The 18,362-nt window shown below is 52.4% G+C and carries 18 protein-coding genes; 13 read left to right on the top strand and 5 right to left on the bottom strand.

Going from position 1 to position 18,362, the window contains the following annotated elements:
• Window positions 1-14 precede the first annotated feature (14 nt).
• From EIP93_RS22455 to phoU, 6 genes are all read left to right on the top strand, one after another.
• Complete coding sequence (locus EIP93_RS22455) at window positions 15-1,442, top strand: DUF4026 domain-containing protein (RefSeq protein WP_125233376.1); 1,428 nt, start codon at window positions 15-17, stop codon at window positions 1,440-1,442.
• 212 nt (window positions 1,443-1,654) lie between these two features.
• Window positions 1,655-2,695: a phosphate ABC transporter substrate-binding protein PstS gene (pstS, locus tag EIP93_RS22450; protein WP_103862418.1), complete on the top strand. Its 1,041-nt coding sequence runs from the start codon at window positions 1,655-1,657 to the stop codon at window positions 2,693-2,695.
• Window positions 2,696-2,857: 162 nt separating this feature from the next.
• On the top strand, window positions 2,858-3,817 hold the full coding sequence (gene pstC / locus EIP93_RS22445) for a phosphate ABC transporter permease PstC (protein WP_039487834.1): 960 nt from the start codon (window positions 2,858-2,860) through the stop codon (window positions 3,815-3,817).
• A complete protein-coding gene (gene pstA, locus EIP93_RS22440; RefSeq protein WP_039275952.1) occupies window positions 3,817-4,704 on the top strand; it encodes a phosphate ABC transporter permease PstA in 888 nt (295 codons plus the stop codon). The genes pstC and pstA overlap by 1 nt, the downstream gene beginning before the upstream one ends.
• A gap of 86 nt (window positions 4,705-4,790) precedes the next feature.
• Window positions 4,791-5,564 carry a phosphate ABC transporter ATP-binding protein PstB gene (gene pstB / locus EIP93_RS22435; RefSeq protein WP_010681437.1) on the top strand — a complete coding sequence of 258 codons (774 nt, stop codon included), beginning with the start codon at window positions 4,791-4,793 and terminating at the stop codon, window positions 5,562-5,564.
• 13 nt (window positions 5,565-5,577) lie between these two features.
• Complete coding sequence (gene phoU / locus EIP93_RS22430; protein ID WP_010308605.1) at window positions 5,578-6,306, top strand: phosphate signaling complex protein PhoU; 729 nt, start codon at window positions 5,578-5,580, stop codon at window positions 6,304-6,306.
• Window positions 6,307-6,350: 44 nt separating this feature from the next.
• Here phoU and EIP93_RS22425 read toward each other — a convergent pair whose 3' ends face one another.
• Window positions 6,351-6,917, bottom strand: coding sequence for a helix-turn-helix domain-containing protein (locus tag EIP93_RS22425; protein ID WP_125233296.1), 567 nt, complete (start codon window positions 6,915-6,917; stop codon window positions 6,351-6,353).
• Between the two features lie 91 nt (window positions 6,918-7,008).
• On the opposite strand from EIP93_RS22425, the gene EIP93_RS22420 reads away from it, so the two are divergent.
• The 6 genes from EIP93_RS22420 (at window position 7,009) to EIP93_RS22395 (ending at window position 12,219) form a co-directional block, all read left to right on the top strand.
• Window positions 7,009-8,193 carry a benzoate/H(+) symporter BenE family transporter gene (locus EIP93_RS22420; RefSeq protein ID WP_125233295.1) on the top strand — a complete coding sequence of 395 codons (1,185 nt, stop codon included), beginning with the start codon at window positions 7,009-7,011 and terminating at the stop codon, window positions 8,191-8,193.
• A 165-nt stretch (window positions 8,194-8,358) separates the two neighbouring features.
• Window positions 8,359-8,748 carry a VOC family protein gene (locus EIP93_RS22415; RefSeq protein WP_103972050.1) on the top strand — a complete coding sequence of 130 codons (390 nt, stop codon included), beginning with the start codon at window positions 8,359-8,361 and terminating at the stop codon, window positions 8,746-8,748.
• A gap of 189 nt (window positions 8,749-8,937) precedes the next feature.
• Entirely contained in the window at window positions 8,938-9,597 is a 660-nt protein-coding gene (locus EIP93_RS22410; protein WP_103972051.1) for a hypothetical protein, read from the top strand.
• Window positions 9,598-9,813: 216 nt separating this feature from the next.
• Window positions 9,814-10,650, top strand: a complete 837-nt coding sequence (locus EIP93_RS22405) for an ABC transporter substrate-binding protein (protein WP_010681432.1) — start codon at window positions 9,814-9,816, stop codon at window positions 10,648-10,650.
• Window positions 10,651-10,745: 95 nt separating this feature from the next.
• Window positions 10,746-11,489 (top strand): amino acid ABC transporter permease, encoded by a 744-nt coding sequence (locus tag EIP93_RS22400; protein ID WP_119159058.1) that lies wholly within the window; start codon window positions 10,746-10,748, stop codon window positions 11,487-11,489.
• 1 nt (window position 11,490) lies between these two features.
• Window positions 11,491-12,219: an amino acid ABC transporter permease gene (locus tag EIP93_RS22395; RefSeq protein ID WP_039475211.1), complete on the top strand. Its 729-nt coding sequence runs from the start codon at window positions 11,491-11,493 to the stop codon at window positions 12,217-12,219.
• 184 nt (window positions 12,220-12,403) lie between these two features.
• Here EIP93_RS22395 and yieH read toward each other — a convergent pair whose 3' ends face one another.
• The gene (yieH, locus tag EIP93_RS22390) at window positions 12,404-13,069 is read right to left on the bottom strand and encodes a 6-phosphogluconate phosphatase (protein ID WP_125233294.1); all 666 of its coding nucleotides are present in this window, start codon (window positions 13,067-13,069) and stop codon (window positions 12,404-12,406) included.
• 256 nt (window positions 13,070-13,325) lie between these two features.
• Between yieH and EIP93_RS22385 the strand changes: the two genes are divergently transcribed.
• Window positions 13,326-14,663 carry an NCS2 family permease gene (locus tag EIP93_RS22385; protein ID WP_039487851.1) on the top strand — a complete coding sequence of 446 codons (1,338 nt, stop codon included), beginning with the start codon at window positions 13,326-13,328 and terminating at the stop codon, window positions 14,661-14,663.
• A gap of 55 nt (window positions 14,664-14,718) precedes the next feature.
• Here the strand turns inward: EIP93_RS22385 and EIP93_RS22380 are convergent, their stop codons facing one another.
• The 3 genes from EIP93_RS22380 to aegA form a co-directional block, all read right to left on the bottom strand.
• On the bottom strand, window positions 14,719-15,462 hold the full coding sequence (locus tag EIP93_RS22380; protein ID WP_095701054.1) for a 4'-phosphopantetheinyl transferase family protein: 744 nt from the start codon (window positions 15,460-15,462) through the stop codon (window positions 14,719-14,721).
• 189 nt (window positions 15,463-15,651) lie between these two features.
• The gene (locus EIP93_RS22375) at window positions 15,652-16,173 is read right to left on the bottom strand and encodes a 4Fe-4S dicluster domain-containing protein (RefSeq protein WP_103862412.1); all 522 of its coding nucleotides are present in this window, start codon (window positions 16,171-16,173) and stop codon (window positions 15,652-15,654) included.
• Window positions 16,170-18,194 carry a formate-dependent uric acid utilization protein AegA gene (gene aegA / locus EIP93_RS22370; protein WP_125233293.1) on the bottom strand — a complete coding sequence of 675 codons (2,025 nt, stop codon included), beginning with the start codon at window positions 18,192-18,194 and terminating at the stop codon, window positions 16,170-16,172. Before aegA ends, EIP93_RS22375 begins: the two co-directional genes overlap by 4 nt.
• Window positions 18,195-18,362: the final 168 nt, after the last annotated feature.

The raw sequence follows: 18,362 nt of genomic DNA, 5'->3' as shown, positions 1-18,362 counted from the left end.
TTAACGGGTTCATGATGAATAACAAACAACAATATCTGGATATCGCTGAAGGGAAGGGTGAAAAAGCGCCTTCAACGATGGTGGCTTTCTCCTCACGAGAGATGAACTATCCACTGTTGGAGAGCTTGTTAGAGGCGCAGTCATTTTTCACCGAAGGCGAAATAAGCTATACCGAGCAGGAACAGGGCGGATTCTTTTATACCTGTCGTCATCACGATCGCGAGCTGACCTTTTATCTTGAGGTATCGGAACGCGATCCCGAGAATAGCATCACGCCGATACATTCAACCGATGAGATTTCGCCGGAGCTGCTGGCGCAGGCTAATGCGGCAACGCAGGAAGTGATGGTTGAGTGTATTTTTGGCCCCAATCCGCTGGAAGATTACGTTCATCAACTCCGCTTATTAAGCGCCGTGGTGCCGGATTTTCTCCTGGGTATCGATATTTCCGCTGCCGGTAACGTGTTTACCCGTGAATGGCTGAATTTTCAGTTGGAAGATGATGTCCTGCCGGAAATTGAATCGCTGTATACCATTCATGCCGTGTACGACACCGAGAACGATCCGCCAACGACATTCTGGTTCCACTCGCATGGTCTGGCGCGATGCGGCCTGACGGAGGCTGAATTAGTTATTCCTGAAACGCTGAGTTCGTATTATGGCATCCCGGATTTATTCCGAAGCTTTGTTAATAATGCTATTCAAAATCAGCAGATTACCTTTAATGAGCCGATTCTGTGCGGGCAAACGGACAGCGGCTATGAATATCTGGTGGCGTTGCCGTTTGAAGAAGGGCTACGGCATGTGAATCAATCCACACCGATTGATCAACTGCGGCCTCTGGAAGAGATGCACTACGATCTGGAAGGAACGCCGGAAGGCGTGTTTCTGGGCGATCGCGCCGATCGGGATGACGTGCATCAGGAGCCTTCCTGCATGCTGTTTCGTACCAACGAGGAAAATCCGGTACTGCAAACGTTCTTTAAAGGGTTTGATGAGCAGAATGCCATCATGTTCTGGCGCACGAACGCGGAAACGGCAGAAATGTCACGTAAAGCGCAGCTGCGCTGGCGTTATTTCGTCAACATGTTTAAAAATTATCATGTGAATGACGAACCGGCTAAGCCCGGTTTTTTAGCTAAACTACTCAAAAAATCACCTAAACCCGTCGAAAGTGAATGGCGCTTTATGGTGAAGTTTGGCATTCCTCATGGCGAAGCGGGAGAAGAGCGTGAACACATGTGGTTTGTGCCCGAAAAAATCGACGACGCGGTCGTCACGGGGACATTAATCAATCATCCGTTCTACGTTGAGGATATGCAGGAAGGCGGTGTGTATTCTATTGATATATCGTGGGTAACCGACTGGGCGATTTATTATCAGGGCGATAGCTATAAGCCTGATACGATTTACAAATTGCTTAGCCATAGCCAGACTCACTGACCGATCTCCTCTACCAGTCAGAACGCCTGTTCTGGCTGGTGATGCCTGAATTTTCCTGCATCCTGCGTCATTGTCATAAAACTGTCATATTGCGTACATTTTACTGTCACCAAACTGTCCTATTTTTCCTCCTGCGAACTACACTCTGATTTGATAACTCTGATAGATAACGACGTTACGTCGACACGTTTGAGTATCCCACAGGAGGGATTATGAAACCGATGCGTACCACTCTTGCCAGTGTTGTTGCGGCAACCCTTTCTCTGACGGCATTTTCTGCTTTAGCTGCTGCTAACCTCACCGGTGCCGGTGCGACATTCCCTGCGCCTGTTTATGCCAAATGGGCTGACTCCTATCAAAAAGAAACCGGTAATAAAGTTAACTATCAAGGCATCGGTTCTTCTGGCGGTGTAAAACAGATTATCGCTAAAACGGTCGATTTCGGTGCTTCTGACGCCCCTCTGGCTGACGACAAATTAGCACAGGATGGTTTATTCCAGTTCCCAACCGTTATCGGTGGCGTGGTGCTGGCAGTGAACGTTCCTGGTATCAAATCTGGCGATTTAACGCTGGATGGTAAAACGCTGGGTGATATCTACCTGGGTAACATCAAAAAATGGAACGACCCAGCAATCACTAAACTGAACCCGAATGCCAAGCTGCCGGATCAGGACATTGCTGTGGTTCGTCGTGCTGACGGCTCTGGTACGTCTTTCGTGTTCACCAGCTATCTGGCAAAAGTGAACCCAGAGTGGAAAGAGAAGATTGGCGCAGGTTCTACCGTGAACTGGCCAACCGGTCTGGGCGGTAAAGGTAACGATGGTATCGCGGCGTTCGTACAACGTCTGCCTGGTTCTATCGGTTACGTAGAATACGCGTATGCCAAGCAGAACAACCTGGCTTACACCAAACTGATTTCTGCCGATGGCAAAGCGGTTAGCCCGACTGGCGCTAGCTTCAGCAACGCGGCTAAAGAGATCGACTGGAGCAAGTCTTTCGCTCAGGATCTGACTAACCAGAAAGGCGCTGATGCATGGCCGATCACCTCAACCACGTTCATCCTGGTTCACACCAAACAGGAAAAACCTGAGCAGGGCGCTGAAGTGTTGAAATTCTTCGACTGGGCGTTCAAGAAAGGCGGCGAGCAAGCTGAAGCGCTGGATTACGCCACACTGCCAAAAGAAGTGGTTGAGCAAATCCGTGCTGCCTGGAAAACCCAGGTAAAAGACAGCAGCGGTAAAGCACTGTACTAATTATTGTATCGACACGTCGTGTTGATAATCAGAGCGTGATGAGGTTGTCAGGTTCTGGGAAATACGTAGTGGAATAACACGTCGTATCGGGGCGGAGAGGTGATAGTAACCTCTCTGCCTTCAATAGCTTATCAAATGTAGTTAAAACGAGAAGAGAGACGTATGGCGGAGTACAAGCCAACTATCAAAGCCCCGGGAAAATATGGCGATATCCTCTTCAGCGCGCTGGTAAAACTGGCGGCGCTGGTCACGCTACTGCTATTGGGTGGCATCATTGTTTCCCTGATTGTGGCGTCCTGGCCTAGCATCGAGAAGTTCGGTTTTGCCTTCTTGTGGACGAAAGAGTGGGATGCGCCCGCAGAGCAGTTTGGTGCACTGGTTCCGATTTACGGCACCATCGTTACCTCACTGATTGCACTGATTATTGCGATTCCGATTAGCTTCGGGATTGCGCTATTTCTGACAGAACTGGCACCAGCCTGGTTGAAGCGTCCGCTTGGCGTGGCAATTGAATTGCTGGCGGCCATACCGAGTATTGTCTACGGCATGTGGGGGCTGTTCATTTTCGCTCCGCTGTTTGCCAAATACTTCCAACAACCGGTAGGCAACGTCCTGTCCGGTATTCCTATTGTTGGCTCGCTGTTCTCCGGCCCGGCATTCGGGATCGGTATTCTGGCGGCTGGCGTCATTCTGGCCATCATGATTATCCCGTACATTGCGGCGGTGATGCGTGACGTGTTTGAGCAAACGCCGGTGATGATGAAAGAGTCCGCTTACGGCATTGGCTGTACGACGTGGGAAGTCATCTGGCGCATTGTGCTGCCTTACACCAAAAATGGCGTGATCGGCGGTGTGATGTTGGGACTAGGGCGCGCGTTGGGGGAAACCATGGCGGTGACCTTTATCATCGGTAACACCTACCAGCTCGACAGCGCGTCGCTGTATATGCCAGGCAACAGTATTACCTCTGCGTTGGCGAACGAGTTCGCCGAAGCTGAATCCGGCTTGCACACGGCGGCACTGATGGAACTGGGGCTGATTCTGTTTGTGATTACCTTTATTGTTCTGGCATGTTCAAAGCTGATGGTGATGCGTCTGGCTAAAAATGAGGGGGCGCGCTAATGGCTACATTAGGCATAGAGCAAGACGCTGCTCTGGAGCGTTCGCGGCGTAAAATGCAGGCCTGGCGTCGCCAGAAGAACCGCATTGCGCTGTTCTTATCCATGTCCACGATGGTGTTCGGCCTGTTCTGGCTGGTCTGGATCCTGTTTTCGACCGTGACCCGAGGCGTGGATGGCATGTCTCTGGCGTTGTTTACCGAAATGACGCCGCCGCCTAATACGGCGGGTGGTGGATTGGCGAATGCCATCGTCGGGAGCGGATTGCTGATCCTGTGGGCGACGCTACTGGGGACGCCGCTGGGTATTATGGCGGGTATCTATCTGGCGGAATACGGTCGTAAATCCTGGATCGCCGAAGTGATTCGTTTCATCAACGACATTCTGCTGTCAGCACCGTCGATTGTGGTGGGTCTGTTTGTCTACACGCTGGTGGTGGCAAAAATGCAGCACTTCTCCGGCTGGGCGGGGGTGATTGCGCTGGCGCTGTTGCAGGTGCCGATTGTGATTCGTACCACCGAGAACATGCTTAAACTGGTGCCAGATAGCCTGCGTGAAGCGGCTTATGCGCTGGGTACGCCGAAATGGAAAATGATTTCTGCGATTACGCTGAAGGCATCGGTATCGGGCATCATCACCGGGGTATTGTTGGCCATCGCGCGTATTGCTGGGGAAACCGCGCCGCTGCTGTTTACGTCGCTGTCGAATCAGTTCTGGAGCACGGATATGATGCATCCGATTGCTAACCTGCCGGTCACCATATTTAAGTTTGCCATGAGTCCGTTTGTGGAGTGGCAACAGCTGGCTTGGGCGGGCGTACTGCTGATTACGATGTGTGTGCTGCTGCTGAATATTCTGGCGCGCGTTATTTTCTCTGCCAAGAAGCACTAATTCGCTAAGAAATAGTCGTTTTCTGAGAAACATTAAATAAATTCAAGGTGCTGCCAAGCAGCGCCAGGAAAAAGAGAGAAGTCTTGATGAGTATGGCTACTGAGACATCCAACAAAATCCAGGTACGCGATCTGAATTTCTATTACGGAAAATTCCATGCGTTGAAAAACATTACGCTGGATATTGCCGCGAATCAGGTTACCGCGTTTATCGGCCCGTCCGGCTGTGGTAAATCCACGCTGCTGCGTACGCTGAATAAAATGTATCAGCTCTACCCTGAGCAGCGCGCTGAAGGCGACATTCTGCTGGATGGCAATAACATCCTGACGGATAAGCAAGATATCGCGCTGCTGCGCGCCAAAGTCGGCATGGTGTTCCAGAAGCCGACGCCGTTCCCGATGTCGATTTACGACAACATCGCGTTTGGTGTGCGTCTGTTTGAAAAGCTGTCTCGTGCCGATATGGATGAACGCGTTCAGTGGGCGCTGACCAAAGCCGCGCTGTGGCAAGAGACGAAAGATAAGCTGCACCAGAGTGGCTATAGCCTGTCTGGTGGTCAACAGCAGCGTTTATGTATTGCGCGTGGTATCGCGATTCGCCCAGATGTCTTGCTGCTGGATGAACCCTGTTCTGCGCTTGACCCGATTTCTACTGGCCGCATTGAAGAACTGATCTCCGAGCTGAAAAAAGACTACACCGTGGTCATCGTGACGCACAATATGCAGCAGGCAGCGCGTTGTTCAGATCATACGGCGTTTATGTATTTGGGTGAGCTGATTGAGTTCAGCGATACTGATACCCTGTTTACTGCTCCACGGCAGAAACAGACTGAAGATTACATCACCGGCCGTTACGGTTGATTAGGAAAGCATCATGGATAATCTGAATCTGAACAAACACATTTCCGGTCAGTTTAACGCCGAACTGGAACACATCCGCACGCAGGTCCTGACCATGGGCGGGCTGGTGGAGCAACAGCTGAGTGACGCGATTACCGCGATGCATAATCAGGATGCAGAGCTGGCTCAGCAGGTGATTGAAGGTGACGCCAAAGTTAACATGATGGAAGTGGCGATTGATGAAGCCTGCGTGCGTATTATTGCGAAAAGGCAGCCTACCGCCAGCGATCTGCGTCTGGTGATGGCGATCATCAAAACCATCTCCGAACTGGAACGCATCGGTGACGTAGCGGATAAAATCTGTCGCACCGCGCTGGAGAAGTTCTCCCATCAGCATCAGCCGCTGCTGGTGAGTCTGGAGTCATTAGGGCGCCACACCGTGCAGATGCTGCATGACGTGCTGGATGCGTTTGCCCGTATGGATCTGGATGAAGCGATTCGTATTTATCGCGAAGACAAAAAAGTGGATAAAGAGTACGAAGGGATTGTGCGTCAACTGATGACCCACATGATGGAAGATCCTCGCACCATCCCAAGCGTACTGACGGCGTTGTTCTGCGCCCGTTCTATCGAGCGTATCGGTGACCGTTGCCAGAACATCTGCGAATTTATCTTCTATTTCGTCAAAGGTCAGGATTTCCGTCACCTAGGTGGCGATGCGCTGGAAAAGCTGCTGGCGCAGAAAGATAAAGCGGAAGAGTGATCCAGTCCTTGCGCTTATCGTGATAACGCCCTGCTTGCAGGGCGTTATTTTTTATCAGGATAGTGAATCAGGTCGTGGAAGCGCGCTGTGGTATCGGCAGGGTTGTGGTAGCGGTGTTCCCTGTCGGCGGCAAAGCGCAAGGCGTCACCAGCGGACAACACATGCGTCTGTCCATCGACGGTAATCTCCAGTTGTCCCTCCAGCACAATAATATGCTCGATCACCCCGCTTTCATGCGCCGATGAGGTGCTGCTGGCTCCCGCCGCCAGCTCAATAACCAACATATCAAAACGTAGCTTTTCGTCGAAGGGGAAGATCGGCACAACGTGCATTCCCGCTTCGTTTTCCCTGAATGACGACCCCGCTCCTGAGCGATAGGTCACGTCTTCATCCGCGAGCGTCGGTTCAATAAAGCTAGAAAACGCGACATTCATACCGGTCGCAATTTTCCACAGCGTGGCAACCGTCGGGCTGGATTCACCCCGCTCGATCTGGCCCAGCATCGCTTTGCTTACCCCCGTTTCTTCTGCCGCACGCGTGAGGCTCCAGCCTTTCTCTTGTCTTAACGTTTTCAACGTATTGCCAATACGGCGGGTTAGCTCATCAGACATCAGTACTGGCTCCTGCTTGTGCGTTATAGCGCACACTGCTATGTTAACGCTTTCTGTGCGTTATAACGTACGATAAGAGTGAAGGTATACCATGCCTGCGTCATTTGCGCTAAAAGATGTCACCTTTTCGACCCTCATCGCTGGCTTCGTTGCGGTGCTGGTGGGCTACACCAGCTCGGCCGCCATCATTTTTCAGGCAGCGGAAGCGGCGGGTGCCAGTGCGGTGCAAATCGGCGGCTGGTTAAGCATGCTGGGGATTGCCCAAGGGCTGGCGTCTATTAGCCTGTCGCTGTATTACCGCGCGCCGATACTGGCGGCCTGGTCAACACCAGGGGCGGCGCTGCTGGTCACCAGCCTGCCGGGCACCTCGCTCAATGAGGCGATCGGCGTGTTCCTGTTTGCCTCCGCGCTTATTTTCATCTGTGGAATCACTGGCCTCTTTGCCCGCCTGATGAATGTTATTCCGCAGGCTATTTCTGCTGCGATGCTGGCGGGGATTTTGCTGCGCTTTGGTGCGGATGCCTTTCTTTCCCTGCAACACGATTTCTGGCTGGCTTTTGCGATGTGCATAACCTATTTGCTCAGCCGTCGGCTGTTGCCGCGCTTTGCCATTGTACTGACGCTGCTTGCTGGCCTGCTGCTAGCCTTATTTCGCGGACAAATTGTGGTTTCTGATTCGCCGCTGGTGTTCGCCGTACCGGAGTTTATTACGCCGCATTTTTCATGGGCGTCTCTGCTGGGTGTCGGTATTCCATTTTTCGTTGTCACGATGGCGTCGCAGAACGCGCCGGGCGTTGCCACGCTGAAAGCCGCTGGCTATCAGGTTCCTATATCACCGCTGATTAGTATTACCGCATTAATCGCGCTGGTTTTGACGCCGTTCGGTGGTTTTTCCGTCTGTATCGCCGCGATTACCGCCGCGATCTGTATGGGGCCGGATGTACATCCCGATCCGAAGAAACGCTATCTTGCTGCCGTTGCTGCTGGTGGATTTTATCTGCTGGCGGGTGCTTTTGGCGGATCGATCGGGCAGCTTTTCACGGCGCTACCGCAGCCGCTGATTCACGCTATCGCCGGTTTGGCGCTGCTCAGCACCATTTCAGGCAGCCTGTACCGCGCTTTACTGGATGAAAAACAGCGGGATGCTGCGGTGGTCACCTTCCTAATTACCGCCTCAGGGCTGACGTTGTGGGGAATCGGTGCGGCGTTTTGGGGACTGATTGGGGGGATGATGACCTGGCTGGTGCTGTCAGCATACGCTGACAAGGTGCGTTGAATACGCGAAGAAAATAGGTGGAGGGGATCAACGTGTCTTAAATAGGGGACGTTATTCAATTGCTTATCTTAACTGCCGAAGCGTTGTGATAAACCAAGCATCTGACATAGCGTATGAACGCTGAGGGCTGGGAAATATTTCTGGTTATATTACAACGGAGGTTTTATGAATTTTCACCATCTGCGTATAGCGCGACCAGCTAGTAACCTGAAACTCAGTTGTGAAATGTACTGCAGTGGGCTTGATCTAAAAAAATTAGGCTCATTTTCAGACCATGAAGGTTTTAGCGGAGCTATGTTGGGGCGTAGTGATTTAGGCTGGCACCTTGAATTTACGCAGTGCCACCACCATCCGGTATCACCTTCTCCATCAGATGAGGATTTACTGGTTTTGTACATCGCGGATAAGGTGTTATGGGACGAGGCATGTTCAAGAATGGACGAGGCCGGATTTGCTAGAGTCAGCTCGTTCAATCCTTACTGGGGTAAAGATGGTGTGACTTTTCATGATCATGATGGGTACAGGATTGTTATCCAGAACCGGCAGTGGGAATAACCTTGACAGCGCTTTATAGGCCTATGGTAAATAGAGTGTATAGGCTAGCTCACTCGGACTAGCATGAAAGTAAAAAAGGCTCACCATATAGTGAGCCTTTTTTGCATAGCTACTTCTGTTGTCCTCGGGGGGAAGCATTACTGCTAACAAGTCCCGTGGCTAGTGATGTCAGTATAAGGATCGTTGACGATGCCGTCAAACAGCATAAAGGATAGCCTCTCTGCGGCCAGAATAGGAACGTATGAAAATGTCGTCGGTGGACCGACTGGCTTGCTTCAGACAGAAAAAGCCTTAAAGCTTTATATGTGGAATGCGCAAATCTCAGCCGCTTTTTTTGTTCCTCTTCATGTGTGCGAAGTCCTCACGCGCAATGCTATTTCTGAAGTCATTGAAACGGTATACGGGGACAGATGGCCTTGGTCCATTGGTTTTGAGCGAAGCCTACCGATCCCTATCCATGGCTATAAGCCAAAAGATGATCTGATTAGTGGGCGGCGAAATCAGCCAACGACGGGAAAAGTTATCCCTGAACTAAAGTTTGTTTTCTGGCAAAAAATGCTGACCGGAAGATTTGATACTCGCTTATGGAACAATCACATACTAACCGCTTTCCCTCATGCCGTCGCACAGGGCCTGAGTGCCGCGCAACTGCGTCAGAATCTCTATAATGATTTAGAAACAGTGAGAAAATTGCGCAACCGCATTGCTCATCACGAACCTATAATCAACCGGAACCTGCTGGATGATTTCGCAACGATAAAAAGAATTATTGCGTATCGGTGCGAACATTCGGTTGAGTGGATGCAAAACAATCAGATGCTGCTCCCGCTCCTTACACTTAAGCCGTAGTAATAATGTGCCTGGCTGCCGTTATCTCTTCCGAACAAGTCTGAATAGGAGATTTTCTGTCGCTTTTCATCAATCTACCTAGCTGTACCTGAATCAGGATAATCTGCCAGAATTTCGAAGTAACATAAGGTTATATTATAGCTATTTATGTTATTTCCCGCGTTTTCACCCTGCTGATAGCCTGCTGTTAATACACCAATAATTAAGGGGCAGGGAATGAAAAAGCAGATTTTGACAGTGACTTTATTGGCCGGGTTGGCTTCCGTTTCTGGTGCTGCACAGGCAGATAAATTAGATGACATTCAGAAGGCGGGTGTGGTGAAAATTGCCGTCTTCGACAGTAATCCGCCGTTTGGCTATGTCGATCCGCAAAGCAAAAAGCTGGTGGGTTATGACGTGGATATCGCTGAGGCGATTGGTAAGGCGTTGGGCGTAAAGGTTGAGCTGCGTGCGACTAATCCCGCTAACCGTATTCCTTTGTTAAGTTCGCAGAAAGTCGATCTGATCGCCGCGAACTTCACCATTACCGATGAGCGTGCCAAGCAGGTTAACTTTAGTATTCCTTATTTCGCTACTGGACAAAAATTCATCGCCCGTAAAGGCGTGCTGAAAACGCCGGAAGACATCAAAACGCTGCGCATCGGCGCGGATAAAGGCACCGTGCAGGAGATTACCCTGCGTGAGCATTACCCGACAGCCAAAGTGATTTCCTACGATGATACGCCGCTGGCCTTCGCTGCACTGCGTAACGGCAACGTTCAGGCCATCACGCAGGATGATGCCAAACTGGTCGGCCTGCTGGCTAACGTGCCTGATGCACAGAAGGCTGAGTTCGAAATTTCTCCGTTCAGCATTACCAAAGAGTATCAGGGCGTCGGGATTCCGAAGGGCGAAGAGCGTCTGACGGCGAAAATTAACGACACGCTGATTAACCTGGAAAAACAGGGTGAAGCGAAGACAATCTACGATCGCTGGTTCGGGCCGAGCACGAAATCATCCCAGCCGCGCGGCGACTTCACCTTTGCTCCGCTGGATCAACAACCTAAATCCTGATAGCTGACGCCTTCAGTGCTATGATCTCAGCCCTCTGCATTGCAGAGGGCATTTCTATTTGTACCTTGTAATCATGACAAAGAGAGATAAAACGCATGGATACGGCGCTGCAATCGCTTGAGTCGTGGCTGTTGGCTCCTCAATACCTCATCTGGCTGTGGCACGGTTTCCTGATCACGCTGGGTCTTTCCCTGAGTACGATCGTTCTGTCTACGGTGTTGGGTTTTCTGTTGGCGGCGGCTAGAGACAGCCAGATTCATGTGCTGCGCGGTATTGTGGTGGCGTATAGCTCGTTATTTCGTAATACACCGCTGCTGGTGCAGCTGTTTTTCTGGTATTTCGGTGCCGGACAGCTTTTTCCCTCAGAGATGATGCAATGGCTGAACACCCCGCATGTTATTTCGCTGTTGGGCACGACGTTAGCGTGGCCTTCTTTTGAGTTTCTGGCGGGCTTGGCAGGATTGACGCTCTACTCCAGCGCGTTTATTGCGGAGGAGATCCGCTCCGGTATTCGCGGCGTCGCGCGCGGGCAGAAGTACGCCGCGCATGCTTTGGGGTTAACTGGCTTCCAATCCATGCGTTATGTGGTATTGCCACAGGCGCTAAAAATCGCTCTGCCGCCGCTGCTTGGGCAGTACATGAATATCGTTAAGAACTCGTCGTTGACGATGGCGATTGGCGTCGCTGAATTGTCCTACGCGTCGCGTCAGGTAGAGACGGAAACCCTGCGTACGTTTCAGGCATTTGGTGTGGCGACGGTGTTGTACATCGTGATTATTGCGGTGATGGAAGGCTGGGGCATGTGGCGTCAGCAGCGCAGTCTGGCGGAGAGACACTAAGATGGATTTTACCGTTATCACCGATAACATCGACTATTTGATGTGGGGAACGTTCCCGGATGGCCCGCTGGGTGGCGCGGCGCTGACGCTGGTGATGAGCCTGCTGGCGGGCATAGCGTCTGCCATATTGGGTACGATTTTAGGCGTGGCGCTGGCGATGTCCCGAGGCTGGTGGAGTGCACTGTTGGCGATGGTGCTGGGGTTCTTCCGTGCGATTCCCGTCATCATGCTAATTTTCTGGACGTATTTTCTGTTGCCGATCGTTTTTGGCGTCGATATCCCTGAAATTACTACCGTGGTTTGTGCGCTGGCACTGATCGCCTCGGCGTATCTGGCGCATGGCGTGAAGGCCGGCATTGTCGCCATCGGGCGCGGCCAGTGGCAGGCTGGACTTTCTCTGGGGCTAAGCCGCTGGCAGGTGTTATGGCAGATAGTGCTGCCGCAGGCGCTGCGGATGATGGTGCCTTCCTTCATCAACCAATGGATTTCTCTGATTAAAGATACCTCACTGGCCTACATTGTCGGGGTCGGCGAGCTGACGTTTCTTGCTACGCAGGTCAATAACCGCAGCATGGTCTACCCGATGGAGGTGTTCCTGTTTGTCGCGCTGGTCTACTTTGTGTTTTGTCTGTCGCTGGAACTGCTGGCTAACGGGGTTAATGCCCGTTTTAACCAGCAGGAAAAACAGCCGAAACGCCGTTTGCTATGGTGGCGGAATAAGCCAGCCTGAGGATGAAGATTACGTGCGTCGTGCGGTGGTGATGGATAGATCGTAAAGACGCTGTGAATACGTCCGTGTACGCTCGGCTTGCGCCATTCATGGCGCAAACGCTTTACTCTTCTATTCCATTACCACCGTTTTCGTTCCATAAATAGATTTGCCGACGGTCTGACATAAGTCTTAATGGCTGCTACTACGCAGTGATGTTCCAGCCTTTTTCGCGCCAGATTTGCGGCAGTTCGCGCATGTCATCGAACATCGTGACCAGTGGGTGATGGATCGGCTGGTTATGGGGATCGGCGCAGTAATAGAACACAGGAATGCCCGCGGCGATGCCTGCCTGTACACCAGCGGCGGAATCTTCAACCAGAATGCAGTGTTCGATGGGAAGCTGTAACTGCTCGGCAGCGTGATACAGCACGGCCGGATCGGGCTTCCATTTTTTCAGATCGTAGCCGCTGTAGAGATGGTCGCCAAACAGATCGAGCATGTGCGTCAGGCCGAGCGAATGGTGCATCTTGCTGACCGGACCGTTGGACACCACGGCCATCGGGACGGTAATCGATTGCACTAACTCACGTGCGCCCTCGATAGGTTGCAGGAACTCATCGAACAGACGTTTCACCTCTTGCCGGAAATGACGCTCTGCATCTTCTACCGACACGGTTAAGCCATGCTGCTGGCTGATGCGGGCAATAATCTCGTATAGCTTCACGCCCTTGTAGGTTTTTATCACCTCCTCCAGCGATAAGTTCACCCCATACGGGATGAAGATATTCACATAAGCCTGGCAACACAGCACTTCGCTATCAACCAGCGTGCCATCACAGTCGAAGAAGACGCATTCAATACGGGGCATGACCAATCCTTATCGATGAAATAAAAGATGAAGCTCCTACTTTAACCAATTGACCCGATATTGCGACCTACAAAGCCATTTTCAGAGCGATCTTGCATAAAATTAAGGGGTTTCAACCGAGGGCGTGCGGCGTAATAGCCATGACGTTAATAGGTTCTTCTTATTCGATGAAAAAAAACGTGGGATCAACGTAAAAACGCAGCGTTTTGTTATAGGATACCCGACGACAGTTATTCCCTTCTTTGGATTGTTACTAATGAATAAATCACAACCCGGTCTTGCTACCGAGCAGGGCCTGCTGGAGCGCGTGTTTAAACTTAAACAACACGGTACGACAGCACGTACGGAAACGATTGCCGGTTTCACGACGTTTTTGACGATGGTCTACATCGTTTTTGTTAACCCGCAGATTCTGGGTGTGGCGGGGATGGATACCAAAGCGGTCTTTGTGACCACCTGTCTGATTGCGGCATTCGGCAGCATTTTGATGGGGCTGCTGGCTAACTTGCCTGTGGCGCTGGCACCAGCAATGGGGCTGAATGCGTTTTTCGCTTTTGTCGTCGTCGGCGCGATGGGCCTGCCATGGCAGGTTGCGATGGGTGCTATTTTCTGGGGCGCAATCGGTTTCCTGTTGCTGACCATCTTCCAGATTCGCTATTGGATGATCGCCAATATCCCGCTCAGCCTACGTTTGGGGATCGCCAGCGGTATCGGTCTGTTCATTGCCATGATGGGCCTGAAAAACGCTGGCATTATCGTTCCTAATCCTGAAACACTGGTGACGATTGGTAACTTGACGTCACACAGCGTGCTGCTGGGCGCTCTGGGCTTTTTCATTATTGTGGCGCTGGCTTCACGTAATATTCACGCCGCGGTACTGATCTCCATCGTGGTGACCACCTCAATTGGCCTGCTGCTGGGCGATGTGACGTATTCTGGCGTGTTCTCCATGCCGCCGAGCGTCATGTCGGTGGTGGGTCAGGTTGATCTGGCTGGGGCGCTGAACCTCGGGATGTCCGGCATTATTTTCTCCTTTATGCTGGTTAACCTGTTTGACTCCTCCGGTACGCTGATTGGCGTGACGGATAAAGCCGGTCTGGTTGATGCTCGCGGTAAGTTCCCGCGCATGAAGCAGGCGCTGTATGTCGATAGCATCAGCTCTGTAGCCGGTTCGTTTATCGGAACGTCATCCGTTACTGCATATATCGAAAGCTCTTCTGGCGTGTCCGTGGGCGGACGTACCGGCCTGACCGCCGTAGTTGTGGGTTTGCTGTTCCTGCTGGTGATCTTCCTGTCGCCGTTGGCGGGGATGGTGCCTGCCTATGCGGCCGCTGGCGCACTGATTTACGTGGGCGTATTGATGACGTCCAGCCTGGCGCGCGTGAAGTGGGATGACTTGACGGAAGCCGTTCCGGCCTTTATTACCGCGGTGATGATGCCGTTCAGCTTCTCTATTACTGAAGGGATCGCGCTGGGCTTCATTTCTTACTGTGTGATGAAGTTGGCGACGGGTCGCTGGCGTGAAATCAGCCCTTGCGTGGTCGTGGTTGCGCTGCTGTTCCTGCTGAAAATTGTGTTTATCGACGGGCATTAATGTGTTCGTGGCTCCGGGGCTTTCCCGGAGCCTCAGCCTGCGACAAGGCGGCTGGCTACTGCGAGGCGGTAGAGGTGGCTTTTTCTATCGTATGGCTGGTTAATTTCATATAGCGTAAAGACTGGCGCTGCTGCTGTAGTATTTCCCCCGACTTTCTCATGCCCGTTGCCGACGTGTATTTCCACATGATCAAGCGGTTAAGTGTGGGGATATGGGCACAGGCCCAGGCAAGGTAATCATCAACATCGCTCATCACTTCTACGGCGGGGGTGCAGGTTGAACGCAGCCTGCCAGAGGCGGGGTGAAGTTTCAGGTTATTGGGAGGGTGGCTGTTCACGCCAGGGATCTTCATCAATGACTGGCGGATGGTGCATAGCTGCGTTGCTGCTTCCAGCGGATCGCGCTGTGCGTCGATCCACGCCTGTTCGGCCTGTGTCTGCGCCTGCATCTGTGGGACGACCTGATTCGTTGGCCTGACATGAACGATTTCGATATCCATACCGACGCTGCCTTCTTCGCTCAGGAGGATGGCGATAGTATTGCCTGCATAGCCGATGCTGAAATTGGGCATATTGGGATCGGCAAAATAAGGGCGTCCTTCAGGGGACACGAGTAGCGTAGGCAACAGCGGATAGCCGAAAAAATAGAACATCATCTCAGCCAGCAGCACTCGACTTTTCAGATAACGCTCGCGGCGTTTGGCTGAAAAACCCTGTGTTGATGAGATAAGCCTATCGGGCAGTCTTTGTAAGTCAGGAAGCGCTTCCGTGCTTGTCCACCTGACAAAATGGCAGGTCATTGTTCACTCCGTGATCGTGATAAAAGATGGGAACCTATCAGGCATTACCGATGCATATTATCAGACTAATATATGATCTAAAGAAAAATCGATGGATAAATCGGCGATAATTATTAATTAGGCACACCGAATTTTCTGCATCGTGTGTTTTGTGGCGATCCTTCCCTGTCCGCCACCTTCCAGTCTGTTCTAATGGCTCGGCCACCCCAGTGCGGAACGCCGCTGTTTTTCCAGCGTCTGTTTGCGCAACTCATCTGCTGTTACTAATCGCAGCGCCGATGTTGGACACACACTGACGCAGGAAGGGCTCTGGGCGACATCCACGCATAAATCACATTTGTGAACCTCGCTTTGCGTGAGGTGTGTTTCCCCTTCGTCATTCGATGCTTTTGTCACCACATTGATGGCCCCGAAAGGACAGGCGACGACGCAGCTTTTGCAGCCGATACAGCGGGACTGAATAACCTGAATGCTATCCCGATCGCGCACCAGCGCGTCATTCGGACATACGCTGGCACAGGGCGCATTCTCGCACTGGCGGCATAGTACGGGGACGCTGACGCTGGCGCTTTTAACGACCTTCAGGCGGGGAAAGAAGTGCGAAGGCCGCAACTGTGCGCTTTGGCCACCGCTATGGGCTACCGCGCAGGCGATCTCACAGGTCCGGCAGCCGATACATTTTTCTGCTTCGGCGATAACAAATTGATTCATGAGCGGAGCTCCTCGCGGGTTGCGTTCATTTCGGGGCGCTGCGGGTGTGCGGGAATGGCTCCCGTGGCGGCGGTCAGCCCCATTGTCGCAATCATTCCCAATGCGGCTTTGCGCCCGTCGGCAATGGCGGTCACGACCAGATCGGCACCGCGAACGGCATCACCACCGGCAAAAATACGCGGATGGTTGGTCTGGCAAGGTATCTGACTATCAAGCGGGGCTGTGATGTATCCCCAGTTATCCAGACCGACGTCGGCGTCTTCCAGCCACGGCATGTTGTGTGACTGAAAGCCAAATGCGGTTATTACTGCGTCCGCGGGCTGCACGAATTCTGAATCAGGAATAGGGCGCGGGCGACGACGGCCGCTGGCGTCAGGCTCGCCCAGTTCGGTGCGAACCAGACTAATGCCGCATACTTCGCCCTGTTCATTGAGGCAGATTTTTTGTGGCTGAACGTTAAACAGGAATTCCACGCCCTCTTCGCGGGAGTTTTTCACCTCTTTTTTCGAGCCGGGCATATTGGCTTCATCACGACGATACGCGCAGGTGACGGATACTGCACCCTGCCGAACGGACGTGCGCAGGCAGTCCATCGCGGTATCCCCACCGCCGAGCACCACGACGCGTTTGCCCGCCATCGAGATATAAGGTTCATCGTCTAATTCAGGTAGCCCCATGACGTGTTTGGTATTGGCGATCAGGAACGGAAGCGCATCGAAGACGCCGGGAGCCTCTTCATTATCAATGTTGGCCTTCATGGAGCGGTAGGTGCCTACGCCGAGGAAAACGGTGTCATAGTCGTCCAGCAACTGAGCCAGAGAAATATCTTTCCCCACTTCGGTATTCAGTTGGAATTCGATGCCCATGGCGCTGAATACTTCACGCCGATGAACCAGGACGTCTTTATCCAGCTTGAATGACGGAATCCCGAACGTGAGCAAGCCACCAATTTCCGGGTGACGATCGAACACCACGGCCTGCACACCGTTGCGGGCTAGCACATCGGCACAGGCTAGCCCAGCAGGACCAGCACCGACGATCGCCGCGCGTTTGCCACTGGGAACAACATGCGTCATATCGGGCGACCAGCCCATTTTTATCGCGGTATCGGTAATGTAACGCTCAACGTTACCGATGGTAATCGCACCATACTCCTTGCCCAGCGTACAGGCGCCTTCACATAGCCGATCCTGCGGGCACACTCGGCCACAGATTTCCGGCAGGCTGCTGGTTTGGTGCGACAGTTCTACGGCTTCAAGAATGCGCCCCTGTTTGGCCAGACTCAGCAGCTCGGGAATATTGTTATGTAGCGGGCAGGTCCACTCGCAGATCGCGCGTTTGCCGCAAGAAATGCAGCGGTCAGCCTGATCTTCCGTCTGCTGCACGGAGAAGCCATGATAGATTTCATCAAACGTGGAGGTTCTCTGGGTCAGCGGCTTTTTCTCGGCGTCCCGGCGCGGCCAGTTTTTTCTTTTGCTGAGCGGATGGGTTGTCTGCGCGTTCAGCACGGGCGTTTCACGCTGCCAGTGAGCGGAGGAACGCAGCGCCATCGCCTGCTGTTTTTCCTGACGACGGGCTGCTAACGTTTGCTCGCTGACGAGCTGCAAGGCCTGAGTCGGGCAAGCTTCTACGCACGCTTGCCCTTCTGGACGATCGGCACAGAGATCGCATTTGTGGGCGATGGCGCTGTTGTCTACCGAGCTTGTCACCATGGACATCGCGCCGAACGGGCAAGCCAGTACACAGCTTTTGCAGCCGATGCACTTTTCCTGAACGAGCTGAATGCTATTGTCTTTTCTGATCAAGGCCTGCGTTGGGCATACGCTGGCGCAGGGGGCATCTTCACAGTGACGGCAGGTTACGGCAGCCCGCAGCGTTGGCGTATTGAATGCCTTTATTCTGGGCTGAAACACCGCGGCACTATCTGGATAGCGCTCGTCATTGTGTGAAATGACACAGGCGATTTCGCATGCATGGCACCCCATACAGTCTTGAGTACTGGCAATAACAAATCGGTTCATTACCTTTTCCCACTCTGGATCCCTCGATCGTGGCCTTTATCCTAATAGCTGGATAACACCCTGACCTTGATATAGAGCAGGTAAAAAGTCGGTTAATGTTAAATCTCACGCGTGTTACTAATAAAATTATTGAATCGTTTCAGTAGGTTGTAATGTTATGCGAAAGTA

Origin of the sequence: Pectobacterium versatile (assembly GCF_003932035.1) — a bacterium.
In the GTDB taxonomy this organism is placed as follows: domain Bacteria; phylum Pseudomonadota; class Gammaproteobacteria; order Enterobacterales; family Enterobacteriaceae; genus Pectobacterium; species Pectobacterium versatile.
The sequence above is the reverse complement of the archived record's forward strand: the minus strand, read 5'-3'. Positions and strand labels throughout refer to the sequence as shown.

What these genes read in the sequence shown, in the direction of transcription:
- EIP93_RS22455 (WP_125233376.1), top strand. Translation starts at nt 15, where the DNA reads ATGAATAACAAACAACAATATCTGGATATCGCTGAAGGGAAGGGTGAA.
- pstS (WP_103862418.1), top strand. Translation starts at nt 1,655, where the DNA reads ATGAAACCGATGCGTACCACTCTTGCCAGTGTTGTTGCGGCAACCCTT.
- pstC (WP_039487834.1), top strand. Translation starts at nt 2,858, where the DNA reads ATGGCGGAGTACAAGCCAACTATCAAAGCCCCGGGAAAATATGGCGAT.
- pstA (WP_039275952.1), top strand. Translation starts at nt 3,817, where the DNA reads ATGGCTACATTAGGCATAGAGCAAGACGCTGCTCTGGAGCGTTCGCGG.
- pstB (WP_010681437.1), top strand. Translation starts at nt 4,791, where the DNA reads ATGAGTATGGCTACTGAGACATCCAACAAAATCCAGGTACGCGATCTG.
- phoU (WP_010308605.1), top strand. Translation starts at nt 5,578, where the DNA reads ATGGATAATCTGAATCTGAACAAACACATTTCCGGTCAGTTTAACGCC.
- EIP93_RS22425 (WP_125233296.1), bottom strand. Translation starts at nt 6,917, where the DNA reads ATGTCTGATGAGCTAACCCGCCGTATTGGCAATACGTTGAAAACGTTA.
- EIP93_RS22420 (WP_125233295.1), top strand. Translation starts at nt 7,009, where the DNA reads ATGCCTGCGTCATTTGCGCTAAAAGATGTCACCTTTTCGACCCTCATC.
- EIP93_RS22415 (WP_103972050.1), top strand. Translation starts at nt 8,359, where the DNA reads ATGAATTTTCACCATCTGCGTATAGCGCGACCAGCTAGTAACCTGAAA.
- EIP93_RS22410 (WP_103972051.1), top strand. Translation starts at nt 8,938, where the DNA reads ATGCCGTCAAACAGCATAAAGGATAGCCTCTCTGCGGCCAGAATAGGA.
- EIP93_RS22405 (WP_010681432.1), top strand. Translation starts at nt 9,814, where the DNA reads ATGAAAAAGCAGATTTTGACAGTGACTTTATTGGCCGGGTTGGCTTCC.
- EIP93_RS22400 (WP_119159058.1), top strand. Translation starts at nt 10,746, where the DNA reads ATGGATACGGCGCTGCAATCGCTTGAGTCGTGGCTGTTGGCTCCTCAA.
- EIP93_RS22395 (WP_039475211.1), top strand. Translation starts at nt 11,491, where the DNA reads ATGGATTTTACCGTTATCACCGATAACATCGACTATTTGATGTGGGGA.
- yieH (WP_125233294.1), bottom strand. Translation starts at nt 13,069, where the DNA reads ATGCCCCGTATTGAATGCGTCTTCTTCGACTGTGATGGCACGCTGGTT.
- EIP93_RS22385 (WP_039487851.1), top strand. Translation starts at nt 13,326, where the DNA reads ATGAATAAATCACAACCCGGTCTTGCTACCGAGCAGGGCCTGCTGGAG.
- EIP93_RS22380 (WP_095701054.1), bottom strand. Translation starts at nt 15,462, where the DNA reads ATGACCTGCCATTTTGTCAGGTGGACAAGCACGGAAGCGCTTCCTGAC.
- EIP93_RS22375 (WP_103862412.1), bottom strand. Translation starts at nt 16,173, where the DNA reads ATGAATCAATTTGTTATCGCCGAAGCAGAAAAATGTATCGGCTGCCGG.
- aegA (WP_125233293.1), bottom strand. Translation starts at nt 18,194, where the DNA reads ATGAACCGATTTGTTATTGCCAGTACTCAAGACTGTATGGGGTGCCAT.